General features: G+C 39.8%; 25 protein-coding genes and 1 pseudogene. 16 read left to right on the forward strand and 10 right to left on the reverse strand.

The features are described 5' to 3' along the window. The first annotated feature begins 183 nt into the window (after positions 1–183). Positions 184–3,204: a TonB-dependent receptor gene (locus FHG08_RS07815; RefSeq protein ID WP_178955351.1), complete on the forward strand. Its 3,021-nt coding sequence runs from the start codon at positions 184–186 to the stop codon at positions 3,202–3,204. Positions 3,205–3,444: 240 nt separating this feature from the next. Next, a pseudogene (locus FHG08_RS19005) lies at positions 3,445–3,836 on the forward strand (IS3 family transposase); the annotation flags it as partial. A gap of 60 nt (positions 3,837–3,896) precedes the next feature. Here FHG08_RS19005 and FHG08_RS07825 read toward each other — a convergent pair. From FHG08_RS07825 to FHG08_RS07845, 5 genes are all read right to left on the reverse strand, one after another. Next, entirely contained in the window at positions 3,897–5,738 is a 1,842-nt protein-coding gene (locus FHG08_RS07825) for a methyl-accepting chemotaxis protein (RefSeq protein WP_178955355.1), read from the reverse strand. A gap of 161 nt (positions 5,739–5,899) precedes the next feature. Continuing rightward, positions 5,900–7,180 carry a glutamate-1-semialdehyde 2,1-aminomutase gene (hemL, locus tag FHG08_RS07830; protein ID WP_069440337.1) on the reverse strand — a complete coding sequence of 427 codons (1,281 nt, stop codon included), beginning with the start codon at positions 7,178–7,180 and terminating at the stop codon, positions 5,900–5,902. Between the two features lie 38 nt (positions 7,181–7,218). After that, positions 7,219–8,235, reverse strand: a complete 1,017-nt coding sequence (locus FHG08_RS07835; protein ID WP_054202016.1) for an aspartate carbamoyltransferase — start codon at positions 8,233–8,235, stop codon at positions 7,219–7,221. Positions 8,236–8,347: 112 nt separating this feature from the next. Then, the gene (locus tag FHG08_RS07840) at positions 8,348–8,782 is read right to left on the reverse strand and encodes a CopD family protein (RefSeq protein WP_010391077.1); all 435 of its coding nucleotides are present in this window, start codon (positions 8,780–8,782) and stop codon (positions 8,348–8,350) included. 16 nt (positions 8,783–8,798) lie between these two features. After that, complete coding sequence (locus tag FHG08_RS07845; RefSeq protein WP_010391078.1) at positions 8,799–10,481, reverse strand: chloride channel protein; 1,683 nt, start codon at positions 10,479–10,481, stop codon at positions 8,799–8,801. A gap of 237 nt (positions 10,482–10,718) precedes the next feature. On the opposite strand from FHG08_RS07845, the gene erpA reads away from it, so the two are divergent. After that, positions 10,719–11,057, forward strand: a complete 339-nt coding sequence (gene erpA / locus FHG08_RS07850) for an iron-sulfur cluster insertion protein ErpA (RefSeq protein WP_002958911.1) — start codon at positions 10,719–10,721, stop codon at positions 11,055–11,057. A 58-nt stretch (positions 11,058–11,115) separates the two neighbouring features. Here the strand turns inward: erpA and FHG08_RS07855 are convergent, their stop codons facing one another. Beyond that, positions 11,116–11,304, reverse strand: a complete 189-nt coding sequence (locus FHG08_RS07855) for a hypothetical protein (protein ID WP_138605633.1) — start codon at positions 11,302–11,304, stop codon at positions 11,116–11,118. 365 nt (positions 11,305–11,669) lie between these two features. Between FHG08_RS07855 and FHG08_RS07860 the strand changes: the two genes are divergently transcribed. Beyond that, positions 11,670–11,909: a helix-turn-helix domain-containing protein gene (locus FHG08_RS07860; protein WP_008111877.1), complete on the forward strand. Its 240-nt coding sequence runs from the start codon at positions 11,670–11,672 to the stop codon at positions 11,907–11,909. 72 nt (positions 11,910–11,981) lie between these two features. On the opposite strand, the gene FHG08_RS07865 is transcribed toward FHG08_RS07860, so the two are convergent. From FHG08_RS07865 to FHG08_RS07880, 4 genes are read right to left on the reverse strand one after another with little or no spacing between them, the layout of a single operon-like run. Then, positions 11,982–13,358 (reverse strand): MFS transporter, encoded by a 1,377-nt coding sequence (locus tag FHG08_RS07865; protein WP_138605631.1) that lies wholly within the window; start codon positions 13,356–13,358, stop codon positions 11,982–11,984. 51 nt (positions 13,359–13,409) lie between these two features. Next, positions 13,410–14,030: a peptidylprolyl isomerase gene (locus tag FHG08_RS07870; protein WP_178955357.1), complete on the reverse strand. Its 621-nt coding sequence runs from the start codon at positions 14,028–14,030 to the stop codon at positions 13,410–13,412. Positions 14,031–14,032: 2 nt separating this feature from the next. Beyond that, positions 14,033–14,593, reverse strand: a complete 561-nt coding sequence (locus FHG08_RS07875; protein ID WP_008111881.1) for a YajG family lipoprotein — start codon at positions 14,591–14,593, stop codon at positions 14,033–14,035. Beyond that, on the reverse strand, positions 14,594–15,742 hold the full coding sequence (locus tag FHG08_RS07880) for a methyltransferase (RefSeq protein WP_131690653.1): 1,149 nt from the start codon (positions 15,740–15,742) through the stop codon (positions 14,594–14,596). It lies immediately after the preceding gene. Between the two features lie 43 nt (positions 15,743–15,785). On the opposite strand from FHG08_RS07880, the gene FHG08_RS07885 reads away from it, so the two are divergent. From FHG08_RS07885 to FHG08_RS07940, 12 genes are all read left to right on the forward strand, one after another. Beyond that, on the forward strand, positions 15,786–16,373 hold the full coding sequence (locus FHG08_RS07885) for an alpha-ketoglutarate-dependent dioxygenase AlkB (protein ID WP_138605623.1): 588 nt from the start codon (positions 15,786–15,788) through the stop codon (positions 16,371–16,373). Positions 16,374–16,442: 69 nt separating this feature from the next. Continuing rightward, a complete protein-coding gene (locus tag FHG08_RS07890) occupies positions 16,443–16,754 on the forward strand; it encodes a BolA family transcriptional regulator (protein WP_010391086.1) in 312 nt (103 codons plus the stop codon). A gap of 109 nt (positions 16,755–16,863) precedes the next feature. Further along, entirely contained in the window at positions 16,864–18,057 is a 1,194-nt protein-coding gene (fabV, locus tag FHG08_RS07895) for an enoyl-ACP reductase FabV (RefSeq protein WP_010391087.1), read from the forward strand. Between the two features lie 354 nt (positions 18,058–18,411). Then, positions 18,412–19,755 (forward strand): Na(+)-translocating NADH-quinone reductase subunit A, encoded by a 1,344-nt coding sequence (locus FHG08_RS07900; protein WP_054202028.1) that lies wholly within the window; start codon positions 18,412–18,414, stop codon positions 19,753–19,755. A 1-nt stretch (position 19,756) separates the two neighbouring features. Further along, positions 19,757–20,962, forward strand: coding sequence for an NADH:ubiquinone reductase (Na(+)-transporting) subunit B (locus tag FHG08_RS07905; RefSeq protein WP_008111893.1), 1,206 nt, complete (start codon positions 19,757–19,759; stop codon positions 20,960–20,962). Then, positions 20,955–21,704: a Na(+)-translocating NADH-quinone reductase subunit C gene (locus tag FHG08_RS07910; protein ID WP_024601889.1), complete on the forward strand. Its 750-nt coding sequence runs from the start codon at positions 20,955–20,957 to the stop codon at positions 21,702–21,704. Before FHG08_RS07905 ends, FHG08_RS07910 begins: the two co-directional genes overlap by 8 nt. After that, positions 21,704–22,336, forward strand: coding sequence for an NADH:ubiquinone reductase (Na(+)-transporting) subunit D (locus FHG08_RS07915; RefSeq protein WP_006791491.1), 633 nt, complete (start codon positions 21,704–21,706; stop codon positions 22,334–22,336). The genes FHG08_RS07910 and FHG08_RS07915 overlap by 1 nt, the downstream gene beginning before the upstream one ends. 10 nt (positions 22,337–22,346) lie before the next feature. Next, positions 22,347–22,955, forward strand: a complete 609-nt coding sequence (nqrE, locus tag FHG08_RS07920; protein ID WP_006791490.1) for an NADH:ubiquinone reductase (Na(+)-transporting) subunit E — start codon at positions 22,347–22,349, stop codon at positions 22,953–22,955. A 17-nt stretch (positions 22,956–22,972) separates the two neighbouring features. Next, positions 22,973–24,196, forward strand: coding sequence for an NADH:ubiquinone reductase (Na(+)-transporting) subunit F (nqrF, locus tag FHG08_RS07925; protein WP_008111899.1), 1,224 nt, complete (start codon positions 22,973–22,975; stop codon positions 24,194–24,196). A gap of 99 nt (positions 24,197–24,295) precedes the next feature. Next, positions 24,296–25,318, forward strand: coding sequence for an FAD:protein FMN transferase (locus FHG08_RS07930; protein ID WP_055011636.1), 1,023 nt, complete (start codon positions 24,296–24,298; stop codon positions 25,316–25,318). Between the two features lie 97 nt (positions 25,319–25,415). After that, on the forward strand, positions 25,416–25,628 hold the full coding sequence (nqrM, locus tag FHG08_RS07935) for a (Na+)-NQR maturation NqrM (protein WP_010391098.1): 213 nt from the start codon (positions 25,416–25,418) through the stop codon (positions 25,626–25,628). 320 nt (positions 25,629–25,948) lie between these two features. Then, the gene (locus FHG08_RS07940) at positions 25,949–26,383 is read left to right on the forward strand and encodes a hypothetical protein (RefSeq protein ID WP_372239237.1); all 435 of its coding nucleotides are present in this window, start codon (positions 25,949–25,951) and stop codon (positions 26,381–26,383) included. The last annotated feature ends 214 nt before the right edge of the window (positions 26,384–26,597 follow it).

The raw sequence follows: 26,597 nt of genomic DNA on the forward strand, positions 1-26,597 counted from the left end.
TAGTGAAATGTTTTTATTTATTTTTATAGTATAAATATTGTTCACCTGTTGTTAGTTTAAAGGAATGGGTATTTGTTTGTTTTTTGTTAACTTTGTTGTTTTTTTGTTTGCATTTTTGTTTCATAAGCATATTATAAATATGCCTTTAAGGCATATAATTATAATTTCAAACAGGGATAAATAATGAAATCAATATTTAGGAAAAGTATAACGGCAATTGCCGTATCAGCATCCTTAGGCCTAGCATTACCTGCTGTGGCATCTGATGTAATAGGAACTGTAAATAATATTAATGATAATAGTTCTTACACTGTAAAAGTTAAAAACCCTGCAACTGGTTTAGAGCGAACTCTAAGTATTTCTAGTGAAGGTACCTTTCGCTTTGCCTCTCTGCCTACAGGTAGTTACGAGATACAAATATTAAAAGGCGATGCTGTAGTTGCTGAAGACCGCGTTAGAGTCTCTTTAGGTGCCAATTCAAAAGCTAACTTTGACCTAAACAGTTTCGATTCTTCTGGCCCAGAGGTAATTCAAGTTGTTGGTGCTCGTATTTCATCAATAGATCTTTCAACAGCTGATTCGGGCCTAGTTATTACAGATGCTGAAATTGACAGAATGCCAATTAATCGTGATTTAACATCAGTTGCATTATTAGCACCTGGGGCTGTAAAAGGTGATAGCGCATTTGGAAATACAGCGTCATTTGGTGGTTCTTCTGTTGCTGAAAATGCATGTTATATTAACGGGTTAGAAGTTACTAATACTCGCCAAGGCTTAGGGTGTGGCGAAGTCCCGTTTGAATTCTATGACCAATTTCAAGTTAAAACCGGTGGTTATTCAGCCAAGTTTGGCCGAGCTACTGGTGGTACTATTAATACAACTACAAAAGGCGGTACTAACGAGTGGGAATTTTCTGCTGTAGTTCAGTACCAACCTGATTCTTTGCAAGAAGAGGGCAGCATTTCTCGTGGCAATAATGGAGCAGGTCAAATTTTCAGAGATGAAAGCTATGACTCTGATAACAAGACTGACGTTACACTTGCTGTTGGTGGCCCACTTATTGAAGACACACTTTTTTTCTATGGTTTAATAAACCCGCGTGATACTGAGTCGTCTTATACTTGGGGTGGAGATGAATTTTCACCGAACGATCAGTACCGAGAAGAATCTGCATCTGGCGGAGATAATTTATTCTGGGGTGGTAAACTCGATTGGGATATTAATGAAAACCATCGCTTAAGCTATTTTGCTTATTCAAATCGTCGTGATATTGAGCGTTCTGTTTATGATTACAACAACGGTGTTATAGGCGACCGCAAAGATGGTGCATTACTTAAGCGTGGTGGCGAAGCGCAAAGCTTGAGTTACACAGGTGTACTAACTGAAGATTTAGTTGTCACAGCAATGGCTGGTACAATTGAGACTGAGTATGAAACGCAATCAGAAAACTTAATTTGCCCAAGTATTACAGATTCTCGTGGTACTTCTAATCCAATCACTGGTTGTGGTGCTGGTGGTAGCTTTGGTGCAAATAATGATGAAAATACTCAGTACCGCCTTGATATTGAGTATGTTTGGCAAGACCATCAGATTAGCTTTGGTATCGATTATCAAGAGCGTGAATCTGAGCGTGTGAGTCGTCCTATCGGTGGCCACAGTTATGATTACCGTACACTAGCGGCTAACGGCAGTTTTCAAGCTGATAATGGCGCATTAACAAACAATACTGGTAATGTATTGCAATACGTTGAAGATCGAGTATTTGATGGTGGCGGTAGCTTTAAGTCAGAGCTTACGGCTTATTACATAGAAGATAATTGGCAAGTAACAGATGATTTTGCGGTAACTGTTGGCTTACGTATAGATGAGTTTGATAGTTGGGGCACAACAGATAAGCTACTTACAAGCTTCAAAACGGATGTTGCTCCTCGTTTAGGTTTCACGTGGGATCCAACGAGCACTGGCGACACTAAAGTATATGGTACTTATGGACGTTATTACTTACCTGTAGCAAATAACACTATTTTCCGTGCAGCTTCTGGGGTAAGTGATATTACTACTGCTTACACGTATACGGGTGTTGATGCAACGACAGGAGCACCTACAGGTTTGGCTCCTTTGGCAGATACTCTTGGCTCAGGCGGTTTAGCAAACTCACAACAAGTAAGTGGTGTTCCGGTTATCCCAGAAAAAGATATTTTCCAAGCGCAAGAAGCCGAACCATTTTCAAAAGATGAATATATTTTAGGTGTACAGCAAGCACTAAATGATGAGTATACTGTTGGTATTAAAGGTGTTTATCGTGAAGTTGCTACTGCATTAGATGATTACTGTGGTCGTTATGCTTACCCATATTGTGTGATGATTAATCCTGGTTCATCTTCTAGCTGGTATAGTGATGGTTACTATTGGAATGGTACTGATTGGGGTGATTCAAGCTTTGATAACGACGGTGTTCCAGATGAAGGTTCACTAACGACTTACTCTGCCGACACTATTGGTTTACCTAAGGCTAATAATGAATATACCGCCGTAGAGTTTAACTTAAATTATCAGGCTGATACGATTCGTTACCAGTTTGGTTATACATGGGCACGAAGTGTTGGTAACTTTGAAGGTGCTGTTAAATCCGATATTGGCCAAGCTGATGCGGGTATTACACAAGACTTCGACTTCCCAGCTGTAATGGATGGCTCTCAGGGTTATCAACCTAATGATCGTCGTCATACATTTAAATTTTTTGGTAGTTGGGAGCCAGTTGAAAACTTGACTGTAGGTTGGAATGCAACATTACAAAGTGGTCGTCCTAAAAGTTTATTCGGCCAAGGTTACCCGTCAAAAGATCCAAATCTAAATGGTGGTTGGGGTGATACTTTCTACATTTACACAAATGAGTGTCCTGATACCAATGGTAATGGTGAATGTGAGCAAGAAGAAAAAATCTATGAGAAGCATGACCGTGGTACAAATGGTCGTACACCATGGACATTTAACTTAGATTTATCTGCTGCATATGACTTTACTGTTTCAGATATTGATATGAGAGCATCAATCAATGTGTTCAACATATTAAATAGTCAGTCAGAGGCTTCTTTGAATGAGCATTACGAGCAAAATGAAGGCGAAGTTAATGCTTACCATGACGCTGCTTACTCTTGGCAGACTCCACGTTATGTTCGTATAGGGTTTGAAGCTCGATTCTAAACTTTATATAGCATCACAATAATATAAATAATAAAAAAGCCCGAAAGGGCTTTTTTTATGCGAAAGCTTTTTTGTCCTGAAATGCGTTTACACATTTAGGATCTATTTATGAAGACCATTGAAATTAAGGGCGCTAAGCGTACCCAACGAGATTGTACATTAGGCTTTAAACTATCCGTTGTTAAGTAAGTAGAAAAAGGTGACTTCACACAAAAGCAAGCGCAAAGCATATATTAACGGTCATTAGTAACTGATAGTTATAGTCGGAGAATAATGGATTATGAGCTGAGTGATGAAATGAAAGCGCTATATATGACGATTAAGCATAGCGTTTTTAAATGTGACGCGATTCATCATTCAGATAGAGGTTTACAGTGTTGCTCTGAAGTATATCAAGATGAGTTATTTAAAAAGAGAATTAAGCCATCGATGACGGATATAACTGTTATCAAAACACCTGAGTAGAGCGTAGAAACGGGATATTAAAGTAATATTCCTACTGTATAAATGTTATACATGGTAGAGTTAAGCTGCTTGTTGAGGAGTTGATATTCATATAAAATGAAATGCGTTCGTACTTAAGTTTGGGTATGAAAATACCAAATCAAGTGTATAAAAAAACTTGGTACTGACACACCAAGCCCCTCATTAAAACCGTCAAATTATTTCAGGACGGGGCAATTATTAATTTTTTAAGATTTAAAAAATTGCATTGATTTAGTCAGATCATCCGATAGTTGCTGTAATCGCTGAGCATCCTGTAAGGAAGACTGTGCCGAACTAAGCGTATGATTAGCTAGGTTACTCACCTCCTCTGAGTCGCCTAGAGCTTGTGCCGTAGCTTGTGATTGCTCTTTTACTCGCAGGGCTATTTCTTCTCCTTGTTGTTTAATCATATTCATACTGTATTCTGCATCTTGTAACACTTGATTTGTTTGTGTTGCGGCATCAACAGATTGCTCCATTTTTTCTACACTAGAATGCATTTTTTGCTGTGTATCTTCAGATGCTTGTTGCAACGAGCTAATAATTTGATGTATTTCTTGGGTTTGCGTTTGTGTGCGTTTAGCGAGTGTCCTTACTTCATCTGCAACAACTGCAAAGCCACGGCCATGCTCTCCTGCGCGAGCGGCTTCAATAGCGGCATTAAGTGCTAGCAAGTTGGTTTGCTCGGCTATTTCACTTATCCCTTTGCTTACTTTGCTTATTTCTTGGCTATCTTGGGCAAGCTTATTAAGCGATTGCTGGCTGTGTGTAAATTCAACTTTTAAGTCCTGCATGTATTTAGCCAGCTCCATCGTGTTATCTGCGCCTTGTTTAACATGTTTTGTTGCTTTTTGAGCTGTGAGCATTGCCTTATTAGCTGAGTCCTCAACGCTGTGTGCGCTATGGCTCATATTACTTAGGGCTGAGTTAATAGCATTAACGCGGTTTTGCTGCTTTTCTACATCCTGACTCGTTTGGCTACTTACATGAGATAAGGAGTAGGTTGCATCAGATAGTGAATGTGTGCTGCTTTTAACCTTCTCTAATAGCTGTGTAAAAGCACGTAATAAAGCATTGTACCTTTGGGCAATGATGTCCATTTCATCGTGAGTACTTGAATTGATCTTCGAGTTTAAATCGCCATTGGCTGCTTGCTCTGCACAAAGAGCAAATTGGGTAATAGTATCAACTACAACAAAGTAAAAGCCGACCATAAGATATAAAGCAAATAGCAAACTGATCACAGAGGCCGCTAATACTAAGTTGCGTATCCACAATTGTGAGGCGTATTTTTTTTCAATAAGACTCTCAAGAGTTGGGATACTTTTTTCAATTAGCGTATTAATACTCGTGTTTACATTGTTAGTGAGCTTCGCAAATTCTGCTTTTGTTAAGGCTATGTTGTCAGGTTCGAGTAATTTTTTTTCTATGGCGTTTTTAAATGTATTGATTGCGCTGTGTAATTGTTTTAGTGGCGCAGATAAGGCTTCGCTCACGGTGCTATCAGCATCGGTTGCCACTTTAAGTGTTTTATATAATTGATTTTCATAAAGGGGTAACGATTTATTTAAGTTAGATAGCGCAATAAAGGTTTCAGGAGTAAATCGATTATTATCGATCACAGTGTTTGCACTTCGTGTTAGTAAGTTAATTTGGACAATTAGCGAGGGTAAAGGCAGTACTAATGAGCGGTTAAGGTAGGAGCTTGCAAGCTGGTTATCTAACGCTAAGTTAGATTCAATAGAAATAAACTCGAGTATATCCTGAGTTTTAGTACTATTGATTTGATAGCCTAACGCACGCGCAACTTGTGGATTTTTATCTGTGTTGCCATCTATTTGGTTACTTAAGATGCGATGGTAACCTTTTAAGCCCTGTTGCTGCATTTGCGAAACACTAATACTGTTACCTAGCAAAGACACTAAAAAAAATAAGCTCAGCGCTAATGGTAATAATAAAATTCCAAACACAACACTAATTTTTGTTTTATATTTTAAATTTGCCATGAGTGTGATGGCGGGGGCTGCTAAGTGTCTTAATCCTGACATAGTTTTCTCTTATAATTGATTTAGGCTACATAGACCGTATAAAGTCTAATTATTATTCAAATATAAGCGTTTACAAATAAAAAAAGCCCTTTCGGGCTCTTTTTCAATTTTTTATTATTAATTTGTGTTTTATACGTAATTAATAACGTTATAAAGTGTACTTATAGCTTAGCAAAAGCGCGCTCTGCCGCTTCAATTGTTGCTTGAACTTCTTGCTCTGTGTGCGCAGCACAAACAAAACCAGCTTCAAACGCTGAAGGTGCTAAATAAACTCCTTCTTCAAGCATTAAGTGGAAGAACTTTTTAAAGCGCTCTAAATCACATTCAGTGGCTTGTTGGTAAGTAGTTACTTTTTCTGCATCAGTAAAGAAAAAGCCATACATGCCGCCAGCGTAGTTAGTCGTTAAGGCAATGCCTGCTTTCTTAGCTGCAGCTTCAAAGCCTTCACAAATCGCTTTACTAATAGCTTCTAATTTTTCGTGAACGCCAGGTGCACTTAGTAACTCAAGTGATTTTAAGCCTGCAGCCATAGCAATTGGGTTTCCTGAAAGTGTACCCGCTTGATAAACTGGGCCTACAGGTGCGATGTAATCCATAATTTCTGTTTTACCACCAAACGCGCCTACTGGCATGCCACCACCAATTACTTTACCTAAACAGGTTAAGTCTGGTTTGATGTTGTAGTAAGCCTGAGCGCCACCAAGGGCTACACGAAAACCTGTCATTACTTCGTCAAAAATAAGCACAGATTGGTACTGATCACAGACTTCACGCAGTCCTTCTAAAAAGCCAGGTACTGGTGGGATACAGTTCATGTTACCTGCAACTGGCTCAACAATAATACACGCGATTTCATCGGCGTATTTAGCAAAAATCGCTTTCACTTCTTCAATATTGTTAAACGATACCGTGAGTGTGTGCTTAGCTAAATCTTCAGGAATGCCCGGAGAGTTAGGTACACCCATAGTTAATGCACCAGAGCCGGCTTTTACTAGCAGTGAATCTGCATGGCCGTGGTAACACCCTTCAAATTTTAAAATTTTGTCACGACCAGTAAAACCACGAGCTAAGCGAATTGCACTCATTGTTGCTTCAGTACCTGAGCTTACCATACGTACTTTTTCGATAGATGGGACTAGCTCTTTAACTTTTTCAGCCATTAAAATTTCAGCTTCGGTAGGTGCACCGTAGCTTAAACCATTTTCTACCGCATCATGTACTGCTTGTTTTATTTCAGGGTGATTGTGGCCCATAATCATTGGACCCCAAGAGCCCACATAATCAATGTAACGGTTGCCATCAGCATCAAATGTAAACGCGCCCTGTGCTTTAGTAATAAACAGCGGAGTACCACCTACACCATTAAAAGCACGCACTGGTGAATTTACGCCACCAGGAATAGAGTCTTGAGCTCGTTTAAATAAGTCTTGGCTAATTGTCATGAAAAATCCTATTGTTTTATCACTTTAAAATTAAAAGCTTAGCTATCGCGTTTGCGGCTAAACCAAGGAACGTCTACTTCATACTGCTCGACTTTGTTTTCTACGCCGAGGGTTAAAGCAAACAGCGCCATACGAATAAGTACGCCATTTTGTACTTGGCGGAATATTGCTAGATTGTCGTTAGCATTTAAGTCATTATCAAGTTCGTTTGCCTCTAAACGGCTATCGCGAGGAAGCGGGTGCATTAACACCGAGTTCGGTTTGCAATGGGAATTGTAAATAGACTGGCTAATTCTAAATCCACCACGGTATTTATTAGCTTCCTCTTGAGACGGAAAACGCTCTTCTTGAATGCGTGTTTGATAAACAATATCGGCCGCTAAGTTACCTTCCATTTTATCAACCAGTTCAATTTTATGCCCTGCATTTTCAACGACAGATAAAATTGAGTCAGGCATTTGCAAGCCATTAGGGGCAACCATTGAAAAGCGAATGTTTTTGTAATGACATAGTAGCTTTGATAGCGAGTGAACGGTTCGGCCATATTTTAAATCGCCGACTAGCGCAATGTGCATACCATCAATATTTTGATCGAAGCGGTTAAGCTCTCGCTCAATAGTTAATAAATCAAGCAGCGCTTGAGTAGGGTGCTCATTGGGTCCATCGCCACCATTTATTACTGGTACGCTGCAACCTGTTGCAAATTCAGCTACCGAGCCTGAGTCTGGATGGCGCATTGCAACCGCATCAGCATAGGCTGAAATAACACGTGCGGTATCATATAGTGACTCGCCCTTAGCAAGCGCAGAGCTTTGCATACCGGTGGTTTCACGAACCAGTCCACCGAGTAAGTTAAACGCAGTGCCAAAACTAACACGAGTACGCGTACTAGGTTCAAAAAATAGATTTGCTAAAATAGCGCCTTCAAGCACATTGGTACGCTTTTGTTTTTTTGCGTATGGCTCCATTTTTTTTGCTACAGCAAATATGCGTTCAATACAGTCTCGATCGAGTTGATTAACAGAGAGTATATTTTCACCTTGGAAACTGAACATGGGGTTATTCCTAGTTATTCAAAAAGGCGCGATAATCCATAAAGGAGCACGCAATCGCGCGTATTATACAAACTTAGTTTGCGACTTGGCAGTGTAATTTATAATCCTGTATTTAAAAGCTTGGCTTAATAATGGCTAAAGCAACTATAACGAGTAACGCTAAAACAGGTAGCTCGTTGAAAATTCGGTAAAACCGATCGCTTTTTGTATTTCTATCGTGTTTAAAATCAGCTAATAATTTGAAACAGTAGCCATGATAAATATATAAAATGATTACCAGCACTAGTTTATAATGCAGCCACATACTGTAACGAAACCATTCGCGGCCGTATTCAACAATAGTTAATACGCCAAACACTGCGGTAAGCACAGCAAAGGGGGTAACAAAATAAAGCAGCCGACGTTCCATTACTTTTAGCATTGAGTTACACGATTTTTCTTCACTCATAGCGTGATAAACAAAAAGTCGAGGTAGGTAAAAAATACCGGCAAACCAAGCAATCATAAAAAATACGTGCAAGGTTTTGTAAATTAATAATGCGCTCATACTGTTCTCATTATTGTTAAAGTAAACTGTTACGTATGGTTAGAATATGATGGATTTGATCCCACCGTAGTAATCCCATAATTTGTTGATTATCTAATAAGTTATATACATAAAGTGCACCACTGCGTTTATCATTTAAAATTTCAAAGGCATCTGCAAGAGTGGCCTGGCTGCTGATACCTTGTAAGCTAATGTACTTTATATTGACCGCCTGATCAGACATTAAACTTAAGTCATATTCAGCTAGGCGATAACCATTTTCCTCGTCAAACACAATTAACGGTGTTTGGCTGTCCATGGCATCTAGACTGTTTTTTATTTGCTCTTTATCATCGGAGTAGAGCAGTTTAAAGTCTTCATCCATGTCATCCATCACCCCTACTTTTTGTAATGCCTCAGTGGCCGGAGATACATGGTAAGGTAATCCCTGAAAGTCTAATTGCTGTAAAAATATAGAGCGGTTACCAAACACCTGCAAAGCTGTAACGTAGGCGGTGGTAATGACGATCATCGCCGGTACAATAATTTCCGGTGAAGAGGTCAGCTCCATCACGGTAGTTAGTGCCGCTAAGGGAGAGTGCAATGTGGCAGCTAGTAAGCCTGCCATGCCGAGCACCCCATAAGTACCAGCTATGTCAGTTCCTGGGCTAATAAACTGGGCAAAAAATGCCATTAAAGTGCCGGTTAAAACGCCAAGTCCAATAACCGGACCAATTAACCCACCAGGAATACCTAAGCCAATAGCAAACAAGGTGGCTAATAACTTAGCAATTAAAATAGTGGTAAGTAGTTGCATGTTTTCAGGTGACTCTACAGCAATGGTTATCGCACTCATCCCTGAGCCCATAGCTTGTGGAACTGCATAGGCAATTAAGCTGGCAATACACCCTGCAATTATTAAACGAGGAAACATACTTAGTGGTTTAAAGGTTTTAATAATCAGCATTAAGTTTTGATTAAAAGCATAAGCCACCGCGCCCAGCCCCATGCCGCACAAAATTAAATAGGGGTAATGCCACCCACTTAAGGGGGCGATGCTTATTAGCGCAAGTTCTGAGCCTTCACCAAATACAAATTGAGTGGCTAATGCACCGGTAACGGCTGCGAGCATTATCGGCACAAAAATATGCACTTTGTATTCTCTGAGCACCACTTCCATTACAAAAATAACCGCAGCAAGCGGGGTATTGAACGACGCAGCAATTCCCGCGGCAACGCCACAACCACTGAGGGTACGCATAGCGTTGTGAGGTAAGTGTAATTTATTTGCTAATATGCTCGCCCCTGCTGCTCCCATGTGAACTGATGGGCCTTCGCGGCCAACAGAAAAACCACTGATCAGTGCCAGCGCACCACCAACAAACTGATTAACCGTGTTATACAGTGGCATTTGCCCGTAATGGCGCTTGATTCTGTGTATTACAAAAGGAATACCTAAGCGGTAATGTTTAAAGCCAGTGAAAGCCGCAAATGTAGCTATTAATAACGCTGCAACTAAAGGCATTAATACCCGTTCTAAAGTGGGTAGGGTGGTAAAATCGTCAGGGGTTTCTAGAAATAAACTTTGGAAAAATAAAATGGTTAAGCGGAACAGTATAATAAAAAATGCAGCAATTAATCCGGCACTTACGCCTAATAAGCATAATTGTACGGATGTTTTTGGTTTTGCTAATCGACGTCTCAGTCGCTCAAGCCACATGCTTTATTTCCCCGTAGCATTTTTAGGCGTCAAGTTTATCAAAATAGTCTAGGGAAGTCCTTGAGATTTTTAACAACAGATTAATTTAAATTTAATTTATACTGCACCTATTCACAGAGTGAGCTAAACAAGCCATGTTAGCATTGGAGCGTAGAAGCAGGATTAACTATACTTGATTAAAACACTCAGGTATTAGATAATCTCGCGCATTAGTATTAAGGTATTGAGGGTTATAAGATGTCTGAAGAATTACCCATTAAGTTTAGCGACGCAGCCGCTGTGCGTGTTAAACAGTTAATCGACGAAGAAGAAAACCCAGATCTAAAACTGCGTGTTTATGTCACAGGCGGTGGGTGTTCAGGTTTTCAATACGGTTTTACTTTTGATGAAAAAGCGAATCCTGGCGATTTAGAAATTGTTAAAAACGGGGTTACCTTAGTCATTGACCCTATGAGTATCCAATATTTAGTTGATGGCGAAGTTGACTACACCGAAGGATTAGAGGGGGCGCGTTTTTTTGTCTCAAACCCTAATGCGACCACTACATGTGGTTGTGGTGCTAGTTTTAGCGTATAAAAATATCGTTATCCAAAAAAACCGCTTAATAAGCGGTTTTTTTATATGTTCAAAAAAATTATAACTCAGTTGGGCTGTATTCTGTTATTTGCATCATTAACACAAAAAAACCAAGTACAAACGTTGAGAAAACTAAAATATAGATAAATCCTTTTTTACCCTGTTTTATTGGAATTGCATAATGGCGTAAAAAAAAGTACCAACCTAAGCACAAAATAATAGGCAGTAAAAAGAGTAGTCTAAACATGATTTAACCTCTTTAAGTTAGGGTCAATAGACCTTAATAATAAACAGCTTATATTTAAATGAAACAAAAAAGTTATAAAATATTTAACCTTATTCAGACTTAGTAAATATTTGTTGTTAGACTTTAATCGCAGAATTACTAATTAATCATTCAGATCAACGGTGAATGGTATATAATGTATCCAAGAATGAGACGGGCAAGGTTTCATTTTTACAATAATAAAGAGTTAATACATATTTAAGAATCTTTTTTGTTTAAATTGTAAGCGTTTACACTGTGTCTTAGTTAGTCTCAGTGGGCTTACAATGTTGACGGCATTGAGCACTTTGCAATATGTATAGTTAAACAACGAGTAGGAGTTGTATATGATGGGTAAAACCGTATCTTCGGAAGAAAATGCAAAGCTAACAAAGTGGCTTAAAACTAAGCGCCATGAAAAAGGCTACACAATGCGCAGCTTAGCGCAAATATTGGGTACGCCACATTCTTTTATAGGCAAAATAGAAAACCAAGAACGTCGCTTAGATGTGATTGAGTTTGTTCGCTATTGCAATGCATTAGAAGTTGACCCGTATGAAGCATTAAGCTTAATTAAAGCTGATTAACGCTTTTAGGCTGTAATCGTAAAGTTAAACCTAACGTCTACAGCTAATACTAATGCAGGGATGCATTAGGTATTACCTATTATGATAATTTTGCTCTAATAAATATAGTTTGTGCCTAATTAGATATAAAAATATCAATGAAGGTAAAACCATAAGCGCTGTTAATACAAAAAATAATGACCAATTCCCCATCAGCCAATCATCAATAACTACGCCACTATAACTCGATAATAACGTACGCCCTAAGTTACCCAATGATGCTAGTAGCGCATAATGAGTAGCGCTAAATGCTCTGTCACACAGCATAGATATAAAGGCAACCATCGCCACTAAAGACCAAGCTTGGGTAAAGCCATCAACTACAATTGCCATTGCATATAAGTGTTCCTGCGGTCCTGCTAAGGCAATCCAAGAAAACATTAAGTTAGATGCAGCCATGGCGATGCCACTTATAAATAGGCCTTTTACTATGCCATATTTGTGGTTAAAAATACTGCCTAAAAAGGCAAATACGATAGTGATTAAACCCGTGCCTAGCTTGGAGTAATTTGCTATTTGGGTATTACTAAAGCCCACTTCCTTATAAAATACAATCGACATTCGTGCTAAAAATGCTTCACCAATTTTAAATAAGAAAATAAACGCCAGCAGTGCTAGTGCAGTTTTAACCCCATTTTTAGCAAAAAAGGTTTTAAATGGGTCAACCACGGTGACACCCAGCCATGCGAGTATTTTCGTTAGTGGTGTTTGTTTGCTTGCCGCAAGCTTTTCAAGATAAACACGCTCTAGCTCGGCATGAACAGCTTCACGGTTTGATTTTGGTTCTTTAGCCCAAAACACACAGCTAATTAATAACAGCATAATCGCAGATAAAAAATAATAGACCTGCGGCCAGTCTATGTTTGGCATATCAGCCATATAAAAGGGCACAGCCCCTAATAAAGCATAACCTGTCCACCAACCTGATGTAGCCATTGCGGCGGCTGCGGTGGCTTTGTGAGATTCATTTTCACTAAGAGTGTCTATTCGAAAAGCATCTATAGCAATATCTTGCGTTGCAGAGGCTATGGCGATCAGCAAGCAAAGTGCGGCGGCAATCGCTAGGTTTGCTTTTAGATCAAGCCCTGCAAGTAGTAACGTGCCAAGCAAAATAAAGCTTTGGCAAAACAAGATCCAACTGCGGCGCTGACCAAGCCAGTTGTACAAAAAGGGCAGTTTAGTGCGGTCTATTAAAGGCGACCATAAAAAATTGATACTGTAGGCACCAAACACAATGCCAAATAAGCCTATCATGCTGCGACTCAAACCTTCATCTTTAAGCCAAGCCGACATTACCGAGCCAATTAACACCCACGGAAAACCACTGCTCATTCCAAATATAAAAACATTAATTAAACGTTTATCTTTAAAATAAGAAAAATATTCGCGAACAGAAAGTGTGCTATTCATAGGGGCTCATTGGCTCATAGAAAGAGCAGCCAAAGCTGCTCTGATAAAAAGTTATAAAGGAACTTGTTCAAGCACCTTGATATTTAATATAACAACCGGTTTTTCAGGGACAAAGTTGTAGCCAATTTTGTCATTAAAACCCGTTTTTACAGCCATGATTTTATCGAGCGTCTCATAACCTTCCATAACACTGCCAAACACGGCAAATCCCCAATCTCGCCCTGGATTTAAATGGTCATTGTCATCCATGTTAAAAAAGAACTGACGCGTTCCTGAGTGTGGTTCTCGATCTTGATAGGCCATAGCAATGCTATACATATCGTTAGTTAAGCCGTTACCGCTTTCATTAAAAATAGGGTCGTTTTCATGCAGGCCATCGTAATCTTTATCATAACCACCGCCTTGAATTACAAAATCACGATCATTTTCTACATCGCGTTCTACACGATGAAACACACTGCCTTGATAGCTTTTATCAGACACGTAAGTCAAAAAGTTATTGACCGTAATAGGGGCTCTTGAGCGGTCTAGCTCAACCACAATACTGCCCAACGATGTCACAATTTCTACTCGAGGGAAAATATTATCTTTTTGCACAAAGCGGCCTTCTTGTGCCGCTAAACTATTTACGCTAAAAAGTAAGCTTACGCAGATTAAAAAAAGTTGCTTCATTATTAACCTTCTAAAAATGCAATTAATTCAGGGTCAGATACAATGCGGGTAATTAACTGCTCAGTCAACTTATTGAGCTGACCTTCAATTTTTGCCCTATCATGACCAAGTGGTCCAGATAAATTAGCATTACCGCTATAACGCTTACTGAAATTACTGGTTGGGCGAATCACCCGTACTTCAAATTCAATCTTGGCATCACTGGTATGGCTCATTAGCTTTTCTGTAACCACAGCTTGCAGTGCGTGAATATCTAACTCAAAACGTAATTGCGCTAAATTAGAAATGCTAGCGCCATTGCGACTAAGCGCACTGTCTAATGCACTTTTAACTGACTCAGTAATACCCGTGCTGGCAATGGTTTTTGTTTTGCTTGATTCAATAAGCTTTAAGGTTGCACTGTCACCACGTAAATCAATCACGCTGGTGTTTAAGCTGTTATTGATTGAGCTTATTTGTCCACTTTTATAGACGGGATTGAGAATAAGCTGATTAGGCTGATTGGCACATCCCGAAAAAACCACTAAAGTACAACAGCTCAATAATATCTTTATGAGTTTCATTTATAACGTTCCACTATTTTTAGTTGCGCTGAGTACCACAAACTTTTTATTAGAGCCTAATAAAGTACAGTTACCAAACATACGGTTTAGTTTGTCATGATAATCTAAATGACGATTGCCAATAATACGCAGCTCGCCACCTTCTTTTAATGTGTCTTTTGCTTGTTTAAACATTTGCCACGCGATGTGGTCGGTAACCGCTTGTGCTTGGTGAAATGGCGGATTACACAATACAATATCGGCACTTTCACGTTCAAAGTCGGTTAAACAATCATTCTCTATAAAGGTACATTGTTCAAACTTGTCTTCCATGTTTAATTCAATGTTGAGTCGAGCTGATTCAACCGCCATATACGACTCATCAACAAAGCTAATACGAGCATTAGGGCAGCGCGCTAATGTCATTAAACCAACCACGCCATTACCACAGCCTAAATCTATAATATTTTTGGCTTTATTTGTTTGTGGCAAATAATTAAAAAAGAAGCGCGCACCTATATCAAGTGAATCACGCGAAAACACATTTGCATGATTGCTTATTGTAAAATCAGTGCCTTCAAGTGGCCAGCTGACTGGGAAATCTGCGCCTTTATAACCGCCTGCTGCTTGGCTAATAATTAAACGTGATTTTTTTACTGCAAGACTTGTTTTCGTCTCACCAATAAAGTTTTCAAATGCTTTAATAGTAGAGTTATGCACGTCTTTAGTTTTTGCAGCACCAATAACTGGCGTATCTGGCGCGAGCACCTCGCTTAATTCAGATAGCTGATATTGTAAAAAAGCCAACGTGCGTGGTACTTTTACCAACACTAGGTCTACTTGCTCAGGTAGAGCCGATAAACTATCAAGCTGGCTAAACGCAGTCGTCGCGATTTTGTTTTCCGCTAAGTTATAAGCAGCTGCCTGATGGCTAATATATGAGTCGTTTACTGAACAAACTGTTAATTGTTGCTTGCTAAAGTAACAGCTAAGTGCACCAAAACTGTCGTTTAAGATCAGTAACGAGCGACAATCAGGGTAGTGTTCATTAACATAGTCAATAAGGTATTCGTCTGCTGAATCCCACGCTTGTAAGCTGCGGTTTTTTTGATCCAAAGGAAAGCGTTCAAGAGTAAAAGTGTTATCGCCGAGCGTAGCTTGCGTAGTCATAATAGTTTAATGATCGGTAATCAAATGATAGGTAAATTCTAACATGCAACCGCCAAACGCCAACCCCCAACTGTTACCAAATGGCTTTTCTTATCAAAGTAAGGTACTTAGCGCACAAAAAAGCCTCGATTTATTTTATTATTTGCAGCAAAACCTAAATTGGCAACAGCCAAACATTACAGTGTTTGGTAAAACGGGGCCAATACCTAGGCTACAATGTTTTATCAGCGAAGAAAATCTTGAGTACGGTTATTCTGGGCATAAACTCGACTTAGAGCCTTGGCCAGACGTATTACTTGCCATGCGAACACGTTTAGAAAATCACCTACAGCAACCATTTAACTCAATTTTGGTTAATTATTATCGGGATGGCCACGATTGTATGGGTTGGCATAGCGATGACGAGGCTGAGCTAGGGCCTGAGCCTACCATAGCGTGTGTGTCGCTTGGTGCAGAACGGTTATTTAAACTTAAACACAAAGTAAGCAACAGCATTACTAACATCAAATTACAAAGTGGTAGTTGTTTAATAATGAGCGGACAGAGCCAACAAAATTACCAGCATGCGCTACCAAAACAAACAACACTTAAACACCCGCGGATCAGTTTAACGTTTCGCTACATTACTTAAATAGCATTAGCCATGGTGTAGCCGCAGTTGTTATAGTAACCATATAACTGAATTTTGAGGGTGGTTTTTATGTCAATGCAACAACAAATACGTGACAAGCTAGCAAATGCTATTGCGTGTAAGCATTTAAATGTTATTAACGAAAGCCATATGCACAGTGCGGGGACTGAATCTCACTTTAAAGTGATTGTAGTCAGTGAAGAATTCGCTGGTAAGCGATTATTGCAGCGTCATCGTGAAATTAATGAAATTTTAAAAGATGAGCTGGCAAATCATATTCATGCGCTTGCTATGCACACTTACACTCCTGAGGAATTTACAGAGCACGACGGCGAAGCGCCGCAGTCACCTAATTGCATGGGCGGCTCAAAAGTTGGATAACAGGTAATAGTGGATTGGTTTGAGCAGTGAGTAACTGATCAGATCAGTTTTTTTTGTTTTAGCCTTTAAACTAGCGCTAATTTTTATTGTAAAAGATATAGGATGATCAATGGTCATTAAGCCTAAAATTCGCGGATTTATCTGCACCAATGCACACCCAGTTGGCTGTGCAGAGCATGTTCAAGAACAAATTAATTATGTTAAGCAGCAAGGAGCATTAAAAAATGCGCCTAAAAATGTATTAGTTATTGGTGCGTCTACAGGTTATGGCCTTGCATCTCGCATTACCGCTGCATTTGGTGGTGGCGCTAAAACATTGGGTGTGTTCTTTGAAAAAGAAGGCACTGAACGTAAAACAGGCTCTGCGGGGTGGTATAACACGGCGGCATTTCAAGCAGCCGCTGAAGCTGAAGGCTTATGGTCTAAAAATATTAATGGTGATGCGTTTTCTAACGAAATCAAACAAAAAACAATCGACACCATTAAAGCTGAATTAGGTAAAGTTGACTGTATTATTTACAGCTTAGCATCACCTCGTCGTACTGATCCAAATACAGGGGAAGTGTTTTCTTCAACACTTAAGCCAATTGGTAATGCGGTAACGACTAAAAACTTAAATACGTCAAAGCGTGAAATTGATGAAGTAACTGTTGAAGCAGCAAACCAAGACGATATCGACAACACCATTAAAGTAATGGGTGGCGAAGACTGGGAAATGTGGATTGACGCCCTTAAAGACGCTGATGTACTAGCAGATAACTTTAAAACAACGGCTTACACATACATTGGTAAAGAACTAACTTGGCCAATATATGGACATGCAACCATAGGTAAGGCAAAAGAAGATCTAGACCGTGCCACTGCAGCTATTAAAGCCGCTACCCAAGATTTAAATGGCGAAGCTTACGTTTCTTCACTTAATGCGGTTGTTACCCAAGCAAGCTCGGCAATCCCAATAATGCCGCTTTACATTTCGGCACTATTTAAAGTGATGAAGGCTGATGGCACTTACGAGGGCACAATTGAGCAAATTCATGCGTTATTTAATGAAAACCTATACGGTGATTCACCTCGTTTTGATGAGGGCGGACATTTATTCCAAAACTACAAAGAGCTGGAAGATGACGTTCAAGCACGTGTTCAAACTATTTGGGATAGTGTAGACACAAGTTCAATTGATGAGTTAACGGATTACGTGGGCTACCATAATGAGTTTTTACGCCTATTTGGTTTTGGCATTGATACGGTTGATTACGAGCAAGATGTTAATCCTGTTGCGCCAATTGCAAATATGATTGATTAATCTGTAGCTAGTAATGCAATTTTGAAAAAGTCGCCTAGTGCGACTTTTTTGTTTTTTAACCTTGATTTGAAAAAAAATTTGCTATTTGTTGGTTTATTTACCACTTTGGTCTAGCTTGTATTTTATTAATTGTTAATTACAAAACTAAATAAACGTTTCTCTCGTATAATTTTCATAAATACACTCGCATAGTCAGTCACAATAATGTTAAAATCAAAGCAATATGTGAGGAGTTTTTACTGCGCTGCTTGTTTGGTATCTATAGCGAGTCATTTTATAGCTTGCAATAATACAAATAGCGGCGTGGTTGGTACGATTTTTCAGTTTCTTTCCGTTAATGTAGTGCAAGTGCGTATGATCAATATAAAAAAAGGTCTGGATTTACCCTTAGAGGGCGCACCTCAGCAAGTTATTCATGATGGTTCTGCCGTCAAACGTGTAGCTGTGCTAGGTGAAGAGTTTATCGGTATGCGTCCAACCATGCATGTTCGTGTGGATGACCAAGTCAAAAAAGGCCAGGTACTTTTTGAAGATAAAAAGAACCCCGGCGTATTATTTACTGCACCAGCTTCTGGTACAGTAAAAGAAATTAATCGCGGTGCTAAACGTGTTCTGCAATCTGTTGTTATTGAAGTAAACGGCAGTGAGCAAATCACCTTTGGTTCTTTCTCGGAAACTGAGCTTAACAGCTTAGACCGTGAAAAAGCTAAAGAAGTACTAGTTCAATCGGGTCAATGGACAGCACTTCGTGCTCGCCCATTTAGTAAAATAGCGGCGTTGGATGCAAATCCTAGCTCTATTTTTGTGACAGCTATCGATACCAATCCACTTGCTGCAGATCCTGCAGTAGTTATTGCTGAAAATGCGAAAGCGTTTGAAGCAGGTTTGGCTGTTGTGTCACGTTTAACCGATGGCAAAGTATTTGTTTGTAAGCAAGCAGGCAGTCAAGTTCCTAGTTCACCTATTGCTCAAGTAGAAGTACATGAGTTTGGTGGCGTGCACCCAGCTGGCCTTGTTGGCACTCATATCCATCACCTTGACCCAGTATCTGCTAGTAAGCAAGTTTGGCACATTGGTTACCAAGACGTTATTGCGTATGGTCACCTTTTCCTTACTGGTGAAATTTACACAGACCGTGTGATTTCGCTTGCAGGTCCGCGTGTTAAGAATCCTCGTTTAGTGAAAACACAATTAGGTGCTTCATTAGATGACTTAGTAGCAGGTGAATTAGAAGACGGTGATAACCGTGTTATTTCTGGTTCTGTACTTGCAGGTGCTACGTCGTCTGGTGTTCATGCATTCTTAGGCCGTTACCACGTTCAAGTATCTGTATTACTTGAAGGTCGCGAAAAAGAATTGTTTGGCTGGATTGCACCAGGTAGTGATAAATTCTCTGTAACGCGTACATTCTTGTCTCACCTTACACCGAGTCGTTTATTTAAAATGACAACGTCTACAGGCGGTTCAAAACGTGCCATGGTTCCACTTGGAAGCTATGAGCGTGTTATGCCACTTGATATTTTGCCAACGCTTTTATTACGTGACTTATTGTCTCGTGATTTAGACAGTGCAATTTCATTAGGTGCGCTTGAATTAGATGAAGAAGATTTAGCGTTATGCACCTTCGTTTGTCCTGGCAAATACGAGTACGGCGCAGCCCTACGCGATTGCTTAACTACGATCGAGAAGGAAGGCTAAAATGGGCTTAAAAACTTTCTTAGAAGATATCGAACCACATTTTGAACCAGGTGGTAAACATGAGAAATGGTACGCGCTGTATGAAGCTGCTGCGACTATTTTTTACACGCCAGGTTACGTAAATAAAGGTTCAACTCACGTTCGTGATAACATCGACCTAAAACGCATGATGATTTTAGTGTGGATGGCGACGTTCCCTGCCATGTTCTTTGGTATGTTCAATATTGGCCATCAAGCTGCAATTGCACTTGGTAATGGCTTTGAGCTAGCGAATATTTGGCAAGTAGGTTTATTCCAGTTACTTGGCGGTGAATTAACCGTTGATGCAGGCTGGGGGGCGAAAATGTTCTACGGAGCCTGTTTCTTCCTACCTATTTATGCAACTACCTTTATTGTTGGTGGTTTCTGGGAAGTGTTATTTGCTTCTGTGCGTAAGCATGAAGTTAATGAAGGTTTCTTCGTAACTTCTGTATTGTTTGCATTAATTCTGCCTGCAACGATTCCTTTATGGCAAGTTGCGCTAGGTATTACTTTTGGTGTAGTTATCGCAAAAGAAATATTTGGTGGTACAGGCCGTAACTTCTTAAACCCTGCGCTTGCTGGTCGTGCGTTTTTATTCTTCGCATACCCTGCACAAATTTCAGGTGACACAGTATGGACTGCCGTAGATTCATTCTCTGGCGCGACTATGCTTGGTCAAGCGTTTGCTGGTACGTTAAATTACGCGACTGATATTGAGCTTTGGTGGAATGCGTTTTACGGATTCATTCAAGGTTCTATGGGTGAAACGTCTACACTAGCTGTACTAATTGGTGGTTTATTCCTAATTTACGTGCGCATTGCGTCTTGGCGTATCGTGCTAGGTGTATTCCTAGGTATGGTAGTAACCTCATCAATACTGAACACCATTGGTTCTGAAACCAATGCAATGTTTGCTATGCCTTGGTACTGGCACATGGTATTAGGTGGTTTTGCATTCGGTATGTTCTTTATGGCAACTGACCCTGTATCTGCTGCATTTACTGATAAAGGTAAATTAGCATACGGTGCGCTTATTGGCTTTATGGTTATCATGATCCGTGTTGTTAACCCTGCATACCCAGAGGGCATCATGCTAGCAATCTTATTTGCTAACTTGTTTGCACCTTTATTCGATCACTTTGTAGTGCAAGCTAATATCAAGCGGAGGTTGGCACGTAATGTCTAGTAATAACGAATCAATTGGCAAAACGCTAGCTGTTGTTGTCTCATTATGTTTAGTGTGTGCAGTTATTGTATCGCTAACATCTGTACAACTACGCCCTCTGCAAAAAGCAAATAAAGCAAAAGATATTCAAAGCAATATCTTAGCTGCTGCTGGTATTGGCAAAGTTGATAACGTTGCAGAAACGTTTGAAGCTAAAATCGAAACCCGCTTTGTTGATATGCAAAGTGGTGAGTTTGCTGAGCCGGTAGAAGATTTTGACTTTGAAAAAAGCAAATACGATGCTGATTTAAGTAAATCTTTAAAAGAGAATGGTATTAAAGACATCGCCGGTATTCAACGTATTACCAAGCGTGCGCCTGTTTATATCTCTAAAAAAGACGATGGCTCTACTGATGCAATCATCCTTCCTATTCAGGGTTATGGTTTATGGGGTTTAATGTACGGTTTTATCTCGCTTGAAAGCGATGGTGAAACTATTAAAGACATTATTTTCTACAAACATAACGAAACACCTGGTCTAGGTGGTGAAATTCAAAACCCACAGTGGACTGCAACGTGGGAAGGTAAAGAGTTACCAATCCAAATCGTTAAAGGGACTGCAGCCGGTGATGAGCATAAGATCGACGGTCTTTCAGGTGCTACATTAACGTCTAATGGTGTTGACCATGCAGTTGATTTTTGGACTGGCGAAAATGGCTTTGGCCCTTTCCTTGCGAAAGTACGTAAAGGAGCATTGAACTAATGGCTGATACTAAAGAAATGAAGGCGGTCCTATTTGGTCCAGTTTTCGCTAACAACCCAATCGCATTACAAGTACTTGGTATTTGTTCTGCGCTAGCGGTAACGTCTAGCTTAAAAAATGCATTAATCATGTCAATTGCATTGACCTTGGTAACTGCATTCTCTAGCCTTTTTATCTCGACTATTCGTAACCATATCCCATCATCAGTACGTATCATCGTACAGATGACGATTATTGCATCATTAGTAATCGTGGTTGACCAAGTACTACAAGCTTTCTCTTACGCTACGGCAAAAGAGTTATCAGTATTCGTTGGTCTAATCATTACTAACTGTATCGTAATGGGTCGCGCTGAAGCTTATGCAATGAAGTCGCCGCCATTAATGTCTTTCCTTGATGGTATTGGTAATGGCTTAGGTTACTCTGTAGTGCTACTTACTGTTGGCTTTATTCGTGAGTTATTCGGTAAAGGTTCACTATTCGGTGTTGATATTATTCCATTAGTACAAAATGGTGGTTGGTACCAACCTATGGGTCTATTGATCTTACCACCGAGTGCATTCTTCATCATTGGTTTATTCATTTGGGTACTTCGTACTTATAAGAAAGACCAAGTAGAAGCTAAAGCGTAAGGGGCGATAAGTGGAACATTATATTAGTTTATTTGTAAAAGCCGTTTTTATTGAAAACTTAGCGTTAGCATTCTTCCTAGGTATGTGTACTTTCTTAGCCGTGTCTAAAAAAGTAACTACATCAATTGGCCTAGGTGTAGCGGTTATTGTTGTATTAGGTATTTCAGTACCGGTTAACAACTTGGTTTACCATGCGGTATTAGCACCAGGTTCACTAGAGTGGCTTGGTTACCCAGAAGCAGATCTTAGCTTTTTACGTTTCTTAACTTTCATTGGTGTTATTGCAGCACTAGTGCAAATTCTTGAAATGGCATTAGATAAGTTCTTCCCACCGCTTTACAACGCATTAGGTATTTTCTTACCACTAATCACAGTTAACTGTGCAATTTTTGGTGCGGTAGCCTTCATGGTTGAGCGTAACTATAACTTCGGCGAGTCTGTTGTTTATGGTATTGGCGCTGGTGTGGGTTGGGCGCTTGCAATTACATTACTTGCAGGTATCCGTGAGAAAATGAAGTATTCAGACGTACCAGATGGTTTACGTGGTTTAGGTATTACCTTCATCACTGTTGGCTTGATGGGTCTTGGCTTTATGTCATTCTCTGGTATTTCACTGTAATAATAGCGAGGTCAATCATGGATATTTTCTTAGGCGTTGGTGTTTTTATCGCTATCGTTGTAATACTAGTTTTAATCATCATTGGTGCTAAATCTAAGCTAGTTGCAAGCGGTGATATCATCATCGGCATTAATGGCGATGCAGACAAAGCCATTAAAACATCAGCAGGTAGTAAGCTATTAGGTGCACTATCTGAGTCAGGTATTTTCGTATCTTCTGCATGTGGTGGCGGTGGCTCTTGTGGCCAGTGTCGCGTACACATTAAAGAAGGCGGCGGTGATATTCTGCCAACTGAACTTGACCACATCTCTAAAGGTGAAGCACGTGAAGGTTGTCGCCTAGCGTGTCAGGTTAATGTTAAAAACGACATGGAAATTGAACTTGAAGAGTCAATTTTCGGTGTTAAAAAATGGGATTGTGAAGTTATCTCTAACGATAACAAAGCGACGTTCATTAAAGAACTTAAGCTACAAATTCCTGATGGCGAGTCAGTGCCGTTCCGTGCGGGTGGTTACATCCAGATCGAAGCGCCAGCTCACCATGTTAAATATGCAGATTTCGATATTCCTGAAGAGTATCGTGGCGATTGGAACCATTTTGGTTTCTTCGATCTGGAGTCAAAAGTAGACGAAGAAACAATTCGTGCTTACTCAATGGCTAACTACCCAGAAGAAGAAGGCATCATCATGCTTAACGTGCGTATCGCTACGCCGCCGCCAAGAAACCTAAGCCTACCATGTGGTAAAATGTCTTCGTACATTTGGTCACTTAAAGAAGGTGATAAAGTAACTATTTCTGGTCCATTTGGTGAGTTCTTCGCTAAAGACACAGACGCTGAAATGGTATTCGTAGGTGGTGGTGCAGGTATGGCACCAATGCGTTCACATATCTTTGACCAACTTAAGCGTTTAAACTCTAAGCGTAAAATTAGTTTCTGGTATGGTGCGCGTTCTAAACGTGAAATGTTCTATGTTGAAGATTTTGACGGCCTAGCTGAGCAAAACGAAAACTTCGTTTGGCACACTGCGCTTTCAGATCCGCAACCAGAAGATAACTGGGAAGGCTACACTGGCTTTATCCATAACGTGTTATTTGAGAACTATCTTAAAGATCACGAAGCGCCTGAAGATTGTGAGTTCTACATGTGTGGTCCTCCAATGATGAATGCGGCTGTTATCACTATGCTTAAAGACTTAGGTGTTGAAGAAGAAAACATCTTACTAGATGATTTCGGTGGCTAATACCCAAACTGATTAAATTTAGTTAAAATACCAGCCTCGTCGCATTTTATGTGACGAGGCTTTTTTATATTAATTTTTAACCTATTAAGTAGGGTTGTTATGAACAAAGTAAATACTCCCCAGGGCATAATCGCCTTATTTATAATCACGCTGACTTTACTATTATCTGGATGTGGAAAATCAGTCCCAGAGGAAACCTACTTAGAAGGTAAAACGATGGGTACAACTTACCACATTAAGTTTTACGCTGAGCAAGTTGACCCTCAAGCAGTACAAGCAGAAATCGATGCGGTTTTAGTTGATATCAACCAGTCTATGTCGACCTATATTAAAGATTCTGAAATAAACACCTTTAACCGTTTAGATGCCAACGAAGTAATGCCAATCAGTGATGATTTCAGGGCAGTTATTAGTGAATCTATGCGTATAGGTAATTCAACTAAGACCCTAGATGTGACTATGGGGCCGTTGATAGATTTATGGGGGTTTGGCCCAGATAAAAAACCAACAAAGCGCCCAACGAATGAAGCTCTGGCAAATATGATCAATAACATTGGTATAGATAAGCTGGTCCTTAACGAGCAAGGCTTAGCAAAAACGATGGCTGATTTAGAATTGTCGTTTTCAGCTACAGCAAAAGGCTATGGTATTGATAAAGTGGCTGAGCTATTACAAAGCAAAGGCATTACAGATTACATGGTTGAGATTGGCGGGGAGTTACGTATTGCTGGTACAAAACCAGACAATCAAGCATGGCGAATAGCAATTGAACAACCTGATGCTAACCCAGGTGAGCGAAAAGTACACCGTGTACTTGCACCAGGTAATAACGGTATTGCCACCTCGGGTGATTATCGAATCTTTTATACAATGGATGGCGAAACCTATACTCACCTTATTGATCCTATGACAGGGATGCCAATTAAGCATGACTTAGTTTCTGTTACAGTTTTACACCCTAGCGCTATGACGGCCGACGGTTTAGCGACTGCTTTAACGGTTATGGGAATGGAAAAAGCACAACGTTATGCGCAGCAGCATGATTTACCAGTGTATTTAATTGCTAAATCGCCTGATGGTTTAGTCACTTATTCAAGTCCTGCGTTTAAGCCTTATTTATAGTCTTTAGGTTTATATCCTTAGCATGAGGGTATATAATGTAAGGAGCTCAAATACGCTATTTGAGCTCATTTTATTGCTGAACAATAGGGGCTAAGCAATGTCACTTTTTTTTCTAACCTTTGGCTTACTTATTTTAATTGTCGCTGCGATGGCGATAGGCATGATAGTTCAAAGAAAATCGATGGCGAGTAGCTGCGGAGGCTTAGGCTCTGTAGGTATTGATAAAGCATGTGATTGCGATGATCCATGCGATAAACGCAAAAAGCGTCTAGCCAAAGAGCAAGTATGGAAAGAAAACCAAATTCTTTAAATAGATTTATTTCTGTTTAAACAAAAAACCTCTCGTAGCTCACTACGGGAGGTTTTTTATTTATATCGCCATAAATAAATCATCAGCTGATAAAATAATCGTGTTTTTATCTTGAACAGAAAACTCTCTTTGTTATACTCATGCCCGAACTTTCAGTAAGTTTTGAAAGTTCTATTGATGCTGATCAAAACTAGCTTAGCCAAATAGTGCTAATGCGTTGAGACTGTATTTCATGTCACTGTATAAGGCTTTACGGCTGCAACCTGTTTTTGTTGCCACGGTGTATGCCAAATTTTGTTATTAGTCATTTTAATAGGTTAATGTTTTTGAACTCATTTTTTTTGTTTCATACCAGCGCTTTGCTTACCTTAGATAAGTCAGTGTTGCATGAGCGCTTTAATAAAGCGAAAAGAGGCGTGAGTGTGGCTATAACATTATTAGTTTTTAATGCCGTTATGTTGCTTAGTGGCGCTATTGAGGATGCCTTTAGGCTTGAAGCATTGATCAGTGATGGCTTTTTTATAGAGCCATTATTACTGACTATTGCCGAATTCTTAGCTCATCCTATCTTATCGTGTCAGTTACTTATTGGCCTTTGTTGGCTATTGTTCCACATGTTTCCAGCGCGTCGTGCTGGAATAATCCTCCGTAAAGCAGCCTTTGCTTTTAGCGAGGCTAAAGTTCAGCAACCCGTGCAAGCTGCACATGGTTGTCGTGCTCCACCTAGCTTTACAGGTTGTCTGTTTACCCATTAATTTTTATGGGTATAGGTTACACCTGTGGTATCTAATTATTTATTCTTGCTGTAAATAACGATTACTTTCAATGTAGCTTAGTGTTTTACTCACTCTCAGCCAACCACACCTCACCCAAGTTAATTTTTATTGCGTTATATTAATGTGTTTAAAAAAGCTGGGTTGGTTCTGCTAGGTGTTTTTTATTAAGCCAGTGGTCAATACTTTATGCTTG

Source organism: Pseudoalteromonas sp. Scap03 (genome assembly GCF_013393115.1).
Lineage (GTDB): Bacteria > Pseudomonadota > Gammaproteobacteria > Enterobacterales > Alteromonadaceae > Pseudoalteromonas.